This window comes from Pseudoduganella sp., from assembly GCF_041914865.1.
GTDB lineage: Bacteria > Pseudomonadota > Gammaproteobacteria > Burkholderiales > Burkholderiaceae_D > Rugamonas.
Window position 1 is genome coordinate 175,374 of record NZ_JAYSCO010000001.1, and the last position, 8,522, is coordinate 183,895.

Sequence of the window (8,522 nt, forward strand, 5' to 3'; positions counted from 1 at the left end):
GAAAATACTTTGTTAAAATTCAATGTTGCCCAAGCACAACCACCGGGCAACGCAACATGAAAAGGAAATAGCATGATCAAGCAAATCGCCGCCGCCATTGTGATGGCTGCTACCTCGTTCGCTGCCTCCGCAGTGGAAGCCACCCCTTACTACATCGGTGTTGACGCTGGCGTGACCAAAGTTGACCACTTCGACAACGAAAACAGCTTCGGCATCTTCGCTGGCTACAAGTTCACCCCGAACGTTGCAGTTGAAGCGAGCTTCCGCAAGCTGGGCGACTTCGGCATTTACGGCATCAACGCCGACGTGAAGCAGACCGCCATCTCCGTGCTGGCATCCGCGCCAGTAGCCGACAAGCTGTCCGTGTACGGCCGCATCGGTTACAACCGCCTGGAAGCAAACGCCCGCGGTTACAAGCACCACGATAACAAAGGCCTGTACGGCATCGGCGTATCCTACGACGTAGCCAAGAACGTTGCAGCGCGCGTTGAATGGCAGCGTCCATCCAGCGACTCGCAAAACCTGAGCGTAGGCGTTTCCTACGCCTTCTAAGCCTTAGCGCTAGACAGGAAAGCCGCCGGGCCCAGGCCCGGCGGCTTTTTTTATTTGGCCTGCAGCTGCGCCAGCGCCGCCTCCAGCACCTCGTCGCGGCCGGCGCGCATGCCTTCCACGGTCGGCTTGGCCGCGTACTGCGGCTGCACGCCGACGCCGACAAAGGCGCGGCCGTCGGCGTAGGTATCGAGCTTGGTGCAGATGCGCGCCTGGCCGCCGCCCGGCAGCTTGATGAACAGCGGTTGGCCGGTACTGCCGCCGGTCGGTTCGCCGACAATCGCGCCGCGCTGCATACCGTCGAAGGCGGCAGCGAAATCCTCCGCCGCCGAGAAGGTGGCTGCACTGGTCAAGACCAGCACCGGCCTGGCGTAATGGCGCTTCGGGTCCGGCTGCACCACGCCCGGCGCCTCGGAATACATCGGCATTTCCTTGCCCCAGGCGCGCCAGGACGGCTTGTAATCGCGCGTGGTCCAGCGGCTGGTCATGAAGGCCTTGTTGTCCAGCGTGGCAAGGATCTTGTAGCCCACACCGGAATCGCCGCCGCCATTGCGGCGCACATCGATCACCAGCGCGGAAGACTTGGCGATCTCGTCGAAGGCGGCCATCCAGGCATCCGCCGCGCTCTGGTCTTCAAAGCTGTTCAGGGCCACATAGGCCACATCCCCCGGCAGCATGCTGAATTCGAACGACGGCGGCGCCGCGCCGGCGGCTTTGCGCGCCGCGTAGCTCACGCGCGGCACCTGCTGCTCGAACTGCCTGCCTGCCGCGTCGCGGAAAACCACGCGCGCCGCAGTGCCCTCGGCGCCGAGCAGCAGCTGGTAGCCGAACGTGCGCAGCGCTTCATCCTGCGGGGTGGAGGCGCTGACATAAGGCGCCACCTCGCGCGCGGCATATGCCTTCACCTCCGCACCGTCGACCGACACCACCTCAAGGCCTGGCATGATGCCTTTGGCGCGCAGGTCCGGATCGTACACTTCGGTCACGATGACGCGGCCCTCGATCGGCAGCGTATTCAGCATCGGCACGCCGAACATGCGGGCGTGCAGCGCCTGCGGCGGGTAGACGTTGGTGTGGCCGTCCTTCAGCTTCGCGGCCAGTTCGATCAGCACGCGGTAGTAGTCCTCGGTGCTGCGCGTGGCGCGCACGCGCGGCAGCGTCTCCAGGTACAGCTTGTCCCAATCCAGCTTTTCCAGGGCGGCAGTGTCGAAAAAGTTATATTTCACTTCCGACCACAGTTTGGACAGGCCGGCGACTTTTTCGTCTTCGCTGATGTTGTCCTTGTAGGCCCCCGCCAGCGCGGCGGTTTCCCATTGCATTGCAGGCTGCTGCTGCGCCACTGCGCCGGTGGCCGCCAGGGCCAGTACCAGCGCTGCTACATGGCTTGTTGCCATCTTGTCTCCTGGTTTAGCTGATTGCCCGCCATTCTAGTGCCATCCTGGCAAGCACGCTACCTTGTTACAAGCCTGATACTTTCCGCGGCGGGGCTGGCTGCTAGAATGCTTCCTCGAAAAAAACCACTTCACCTTTCGAGACTATGCGCCGAATTGCCCTCCCCATGCTGGCAGCCCTGCTGGCAGCACCCGCATTTGCCCAAACCCCAATCACCCTCGACCAGGCCATGTCGCATCCGGACTGGATCGGCACGCCCGTGGAAACCGCGTGGTGGAGCTGGGACGGCAAGCAGATCTTCTATAAACAAAAGCGCACCGGTTCCTCGCTGCGCGACACCTTCCAGGCTGGCGACAAACCGCGCCTGGTGGCGGACTCCGAACTGGCCAACCAGGACAGCCCCAACCTGGTCTTCAACCGCGAACGCACGCGCGCCATCGTGCTGCGCAACGGCGACCTGTTCGAGCGCGACCTGAAATCGGGCGCCCTGGTGCAGATCACGCGCGGCACCGCCAACGCCTCCGCCCCGCAGTACTCGGCCGACGGCCGCAGCGTGCAGTTCAAGGTCGGCAACGACTGGTTCAGCTGGAGCCGCGCCGAGCGCCTGGTGTCGCCGGTCGCCCTGCCGCGCGCCGCCAAGGACCCGGCCGCCGCGCCCGATGAAGACTACCTGCGCGAGATGCAGCTGCGCCTGATCACCACCCTCAAGCGCCAGAAGGACGAGCGCGACGAAACGCGCGCCCGCGCCAAGGAAGAACGCCAGGCCGACGCCACCCGCGCCCCGGCTCCGATCTACTTCGGCGACAAGGTCTCGATCGATGCCTCCTCGCTGTCGCCGGACGGCCGCTGGCTGGTGGTCGCCACCTCGCCCAAAGGCGGCGAGAATGGCCGCGTCGGCAAGATGCCGCGCTACGTGACCGAATCGGGCTACGAAGAATTCGACGACCAGCGCACCCGCGTCGGCCGCAACCTGCCGCTGGCGCAGTCGCTCAAACTGGTCGACCTGCGCACCGGCGCCATCAAGGACCTGCCGTTCGACAGCCTGCCCGGCATCGCCACCGACCCGCTGGCCAGCCTGCGTGAAGCGGCCAAGCAGCCAGCCCTGAAAGGCAACCGCGCCACCCGCCTGGCCACCGATGAAGGCGACGGCATCGCCTGGAGCGGCGATGGCGCCAAGGGCGCCGTCATGCTGCGCACCGTGGACAACAAAGACCGCTGGATCGCCGCCATCGACCTGGCAGCGGCCAAGCTGCAGTCCGTGCACCGCCTGACCGACAAGGCCTGGATCAACTACGCCTACAACGACTTCGGCTACCTGCCGGACAACAGCACGCTGTGGTTCATGTCCGAAGAAAGCGGTTACTCCCACCTGTACACGCTGGACGCCAGCGGCAAGCAGCGCGCCCTGACCAGCGGCAAATGGGAAGCCTCCAGCGTGAAATGGAACGGCGACGGCACCCTGGCATACATGCTGTGCAACCGCCGCACCCCGGGCGAATATGAAGTGTGCGCAGCATCCACCAAGGACGCCAGCGTGCGCGAAGTGACCCAGCTGAACGGCGGCGTCGAGCAGTTCGCCCTGTCGCCGGACCAGCGCAAGCTGCTGGTGCACTACTCCTCCGCCTATGTGCCGACCCAGCTGGCCACCGTACCCGCCGCCGGCGGCGCAGCGACCAAGCTGACCGACACCCGCAGCGCCGAATTCAAGGCGCGCGAGTGGATCCAGCCGCAGATGGTGGCCGTACCAAGCACCCACAACGCCGGCCAGCCGATCTGGTCCAAGCTGTACCGTCCTGCCAAGCTGGAACCGGGCAAGAAGTACCCGATCGTGCTGTTCGTGCACGGCGCGGGCTACCTGCAGAACACGCACAACCGCTACCCGCAGTACTTCCGCGAGCAGATGTTCCATAACCTGCTGGTGGAAAAAGGCTACATCGTGCTGGACATGGACTACCGCGCATCGAAAGGCTATGGCCGCGACTGGCGCACCGCCATCTACCGCCAGATGGGCCACCCGGAGCTGGAAGACTATGTGGACGGCGCCAAATGGATGGCCGCCAACCACCAGGGCGACATCAGCAAAGTGGGCATCTACGGCGGCAGCTACGGCGGCTTCATGACCTTCATGGCGCTGCTGCGCGAACCGGACCTGTTCAAGGCCGGCGCCGCACTGCGCCCGGTGACCGACTGGACCACCTACAACCACGGCTACACCGCCAACATCCTGAACACCCCGGACATCGACCCCGAGGCTTACCGCAAGTCTTCGCCGATCGAATATGCGGACAAGCTGAAAGGCCACCTGCTGATCGCCCACGGCATGGTGGACGACAACGTGTTCTTCCAGGATTCGGTGCGCATGGCGCAGCGCTTCATCGAGCTGAAAAAGGATAACTGGGAACTGGCGGCCTATCCGCTGGAACGCCACGCCTACACCCAGCCGGAAAGCTGGTACGACCAGTACCGCCGGATTTACCAGCTGTTCGAGCGTACGCTCAAATAAGCAAAAAGCCGGGCATGCCCGGCTTTTTTATGGTCGCGCCACGCTGCTTGGCAGCACCTGGAAGTCGTCCGTCTGGTACAGCGACTGCCAGGCCGCCAGCAACGCAGGCGGCGGCGTCACCAGTTTGCGCGCAGTCAGGTCCAGCCACCCGCCCGAACTATTGATGCGCGCCGCCAGCTTGCCATCGCTGCGATAGATATCCGAACGCAGCTGCCAGCGGCTGCCATCCTGCGACAAGCCCGCCACCGCCAGCGTCACCGTGATCTGGTCCAGCAGCAGCACTTCCTTGAAGTAGGCGATTTCGTCCTTCATCACCACCGGACCGATGTTCAGGCGCTTGAATTCCGCCATCGGGAATCCATTCTCGGACAAGAACAGCATGCGGATATCGCCCGCCTTGTTCAGGTATGCCGTGTTGGCCATATGGCTGTTGAAATCCATATCGCCCCAGCCGGCCATCATCTTGCGCTCAAACATCGTCACTCCCCATTATTCAGCCGCGAGGAAGTCCAGCAAAGTCAGCGCCACGATCTTGGTGGCCTTGCGCAAATCTTCCAGCAGCAGTTTTTCATCCGCCTTCTTGGCATTCGATTCGGGCACGCTGTGCGGCCCGGCCCCATATAGTACAGCGGGAATGCCATGCTCGCCATACAGGCGCGCATCCGCATACAGCGGCGTGCCGACGGCGGGAATATCCTCGCCCAGCACGGCCTTGGCATTCTTTTGCAAGTTGGCCACCAGCTGCTGGCCGGCCGGCAGCGGGCGCAAGGCGTGCGACAACAGCAGGCGCTTGATTTCAAGACGGATGCCCGGCACGCCCTGCACCGCATCTTCGACCAGCTTGCGCACCTGCGCCTCCACCGCCACCGGGTCTTCCTCCGGGATCATGCGGCGGTCCATCTTCATCACCACCTTGCCCGGAACCACATTGGTATTGGTGCCGCCGTCGATGCGGCCCACCAGCATGGTCGGCGAATCGATGCCGGGGACGTTGGACTTGATCTTCTTCAGCTCCGGCAGCTGGCCGTAGATCGCATTCAGGATCCTGGTTGCCGCCTGCAGCGCGTCATGCCCGGTTTCCGGCATGGCGCCGTGGCCCGACTTGCCGTGCACGGTGATCTCCAGCTGCAGGCAGGCGTTATGCGCCGTCACGATGTTGTAGCTGAAGCCCGCCGCGATCACATAATCCGGCTTGGTCAGTTTCTCGCGCAGCAGGAAGCCGGGGCCGAGCAGGCCGCCGAACTCCTCATCGTAGGTGAAGTGCAGCTCCACCCCGCCCTTCAGCTTGACGCCCAGCGCCTCCAGCGCGCGCACCGCGAAGATATAGGTGGCGAAGTCGCACTTCGACACGGCAGCCGCGCGGCCGTAGATATAGCCGTTGTCGATCACCCCGCCGTAGGGCGGATACGTCCAGCCCTCGCCCGGCGGCACCACATCGCCGTGCGCATTGAGGGCGATGGTCGGACCGCCCGCCGCATAAGGACGGCGGATGATCAGGTTGGTGATCGACTGCATGCCATAGTCGCGCACCTCCTGCTCCGGCACGGCGTGCTTCTCGGCGTTCCAGCCGTAAGCGTTCACCAGCTGCGCTACGGTATCTGCATGCGGCGCATTGTTGCCGGGCGGCGTATCGGTCGGCACCCGCAGCACTTGCTGCAACAGGGCCACCTCCTCGTCGAAATGCTCGTCAATCCATTGGGTGATTTTTTGATTCATTATTTTGCTCCCGCGGCAAACCAGGCGCCCAGCTCGGCGCGTTCCGCATCAGTCATATTGGTCAGGTTCCCGATCGGCATATCCCTCTGTTCCACCGCACGCTTGTGGATCTGCGCCGCGCGCTGGCGCACCTGGTCGTCCGTATCAAACAGCACGCCCGCAGGCGCGGTGGCAAAGCCGGGCTGGGTCGGCGCCGCCGCATGGCAGGACAGGCAACGCGCATCGATAATCGCCTTGACCTTCGCGAACTGCGCAGCCGGATCCGCCGCAGCCTTGGCCGGCGCCGGCTTGGGCGGCGCAATCGCCACCGCCACCGCCGCCAGCAGCGCCACGCCGATAGCCGGGTAGCGCCACTCGATGCGGCCCTTGTGGCGCAGGTTGAAGAAGTGGCGGATGAACACCCCCGCCGCCATGATCAGGCCCAGCACCAGCCATGCATGCTTATGCTGGTAGGTCATCGCATAGTGGTTGCTGATCATGATGAACAGCACCGGCAGCGTGAAGTAATTGTTATGCACGCTGCGCTGCTTGGCCTTGATGCCATGGATCGGATCCGGCAGGCTGCCCGCCTGCATCGCCTGAACCATCTTGCGCTGGCCGGGAATGATCAGCATCGCCACATTCGCCACCATGATGGTGCCGATCATCGCGCCCACGTGGATAAAGGCGGCGCGCCCGCTCAGCACCTGCGTCAACCCATAGGCCGCCCCCACCAGCAGCAGGAACACCACCAGGCCAAGCCACTTCTCGTTCTTGCCGAGCGGCGAGCGGCACAGCGCGTCGTACACCACCCAGCCCGCCACCAGCGAACCGATGCCGATGCCGACCGCCTGCAGGCTGCTCAGGTCAGCCACCTGCTTATCGATCATCATCGCCTGCGCGTTGAAGTAGTAAGCGATGGTCAGCAGCGCAATGCCGGACAGCCAGGTGGTGTAAGCCTCCCACTTGAACCAATGCAGCTCCTTCGGCAGTTCGGCCGGCGCCACCAGGTATTTTTGCGGGTTGTAGAAACCGCCGCCATGCACCGCCCACAACTCGCCCGAGACGCCCTTCTTCGCCAGGTCCGAGCCCGGCGCCGGAGGACGGATCGAGTTATCCAGCCACACGAAGTAGAACGACGCACCGATCCAGGCAATGCCCGTAATGATGTGCAGCCAGCGCACCAACAGGTTGGCCCATTCCAGGCCGTACGGCAGCAGGTATTCCATGCAATTCCTTGAGTTAGAAAGGTGGCAATCTAGCCAAGATACGCGCTTTCAGGTTTCAGTATCATGAAATATGTCGTATATTCAAGATATTCGATTTCATATACGTAAGCAAGATGTCCGCCCTGCCGCAACACCTCGATATCCACCTGATCCGCATCCTCTACCTGCTGCTGGTGGAGAAGAACGTATCGCGTGTTGCGCTCAAGCTGAACCAGCCGCAGCCCTCCATTTCCGCCTCGCTGCGCAAGCTGCGCGAACTGACCGGCGACCCCTTGCTGGTAAGGGGCGCGCGCGGCATGGTGCCTACCCAGCACGGCGAAAGCCTGCTCAAGCCGGCCAAACGTATCCTGGACGAAGCCGAATCGCTGTTCGTGAAAAAGACGCCCTTCGTACCGCAGGAAGAAGCGCGCACCTTCAACATCGCCGCGCCGGACTACCTGGACAGCCAATTCCTGCCGAATGTGGTGGCGATGCTACGCCGCGGCTCGCCCAAGAGCCGCGTCGTGATCCACTCCATCGGCCCTGGCACCGACTATTTGCGCCTGCTGTCCGACGGCGATATGGACCTGGTGATCGCCAACTGGGACGAACCGCCGCAGCACCTGCACATCTCCAAGCTGTTCGAGGACCCGATCATCTGCGCCATGCACGCCGCCAGCCCGTACGCCAAGCGCACAGCCAGCGACGCCATGACGCTGGAAGACTACCTCACCCTGCCCCACGTCGCGCCCTCGCAGATGGTGCCCGGCTACGGCGGCGTGATCGACGCCTTCCTCGAACGCCAGGGATTGCGCCGCAACGTCGCGGTGGAATCAGCCTATTTCAGCCTGATTCCCTACATGCTGACGCAGACCGACCTGGTGCTGACCACCGGCCGCCAGTTCCTGCGTTTTTACGAGAACTCCCTGCCGCTCAAGTTTTTCAACGTACCGGTCAAGTTTCCACCGATGCGTTTCTATCAGCTCTGGCACGAACGCGTGCACCAGGCGCCCGAACACAAATGGCTGCGCGACCAAGTCACCGCCGCCGCCCGCGCCCTCTAAAATGTCCGTCCTGGGGTCAGGAAGAAAAGTGGACATTTTTATGAAGAAATTTACCCATTTGTTTCAGGCCCCCCCGTGGGCAGAAAAAGATATTCGGGCCAGGACACCGCT

General features: G+C 63.3%; 7 protein-coding genes. 3 read left to right on the forward strand and 4 right to left on the reverse strand.

Features of this window, described 5'->3' with window-relative positions:
• Window positions 1-72: 72 nt before the first annotated feature.
• Entirely contained in the window at window positions 73-552 is a 480-nt protein-coding gene (locus ACE3TQ_RS00695; protein ID WP_374579965.1) for a porin family protein, read from the forward strand.
• Between the two features lie 50 nt (window positions 553-602).
• On the opposite strand, the gene ACE3TQ_RS00700 is transcribed toward ACE3TQ_RS00695, so the two are convergent.
• A complete protein-coding gene (locus tag ACE3TQ_RS00700) occupies window positions 603-1,943 on the reverse strand; it encodes a S41 family peptidase (RefSeq protein WP_374579966.1) in 1,341 nt (446 codons plus the stop codon).
• 143 nt (window positions 1,944-2,086) lie between these two features.
• On the opposite strand from ACE3TQ_RS00700, the gene ACE3TQ_RS00705 reads away from it, so the two are divergent.
• Window positions 2,087-4,444 (forward strand): prolyl oligopeptidase family serine peptidase, encoded by a 2,358-nt coding sequence (locus ACE3TQ_RS00705; protein WP_374579967.1) that lies wholly within the window; start codon window positions 2,087-2,089, stop codon window positions 4,442-4,444.
• A 27-nt stretch (window positions 4,445-4,471) separates the two neighbouring features.
• On the opposite strand, the gene ACE3TQ_RS00710 is transcribed toward ACE3TQ_RS00705, so the two are convergent.
• From ACE3TQ_RS00710 to ACE3TQ_RS00720, 3 genes are read right to left on the reverse strand one after another with little or no spacing between them, the layout of a single operon-like run.
• Window positions 4,472-4,921, reverse strand: coding sequence for a thioesterase family protein (locus ACE3TQ_RS00710; protein ID WP_374579968.1), 450 nt, complete (start codon window positions 4,919-4,921; stop codon window positions 4,472-4,474).
• 12 nt (window positions 4,922-4,933) lie between these two features.
• Window positions 4,934-6,160: a M20/M25/M40 family metallo-hydrolase gene (locus ACE3TQ_RS00715; protein WP_374579969.1), complete on the reverse strand. Its 1,227-nt coding sequence runs from the start codon at window positions 6,158-6,160 to the stop codon at window positions 4,934-4,936.
• Window positions 6,160-7,368: a urate hydroxylase PuuD gene (locus ACE3TQ_RS00720; RefSeq protein WP_374579970.1), complete on the reverse strand. Its 1,209-nt coding sequence runs from the start codon at window positions 7,366-7,368 to the stop codon at window positions 6,160-6,162. The genes ACE3TQ_RS00715 and ACE3TQ_RS00720 overlap by 1 nt, the downstream gene beginning before the upstream one ends.
• A 113-nt stretch (window positions 7,369-7,481) precedes the next feature.
• Between ACE3TQ_RS00720 and ACE3TQ_RS00725 the strand changes: the two genes are divergently transcribed.
• Window positions 7,482-8,411 carry a LysR family transcriptional regulator gene (locus ACE3TQ_RS00725; protein ID WP_374579971.1) on the forward strand — a complete coding sequence of 310 codons (930 nt, stop codon included), beginning with the start codon at window positions 7,482-7,484 and terminating at the stop codon, window positions 8,409-8,411.
• Window positions 8,412-8,522 lie beyond the last annotated feature (111 nt).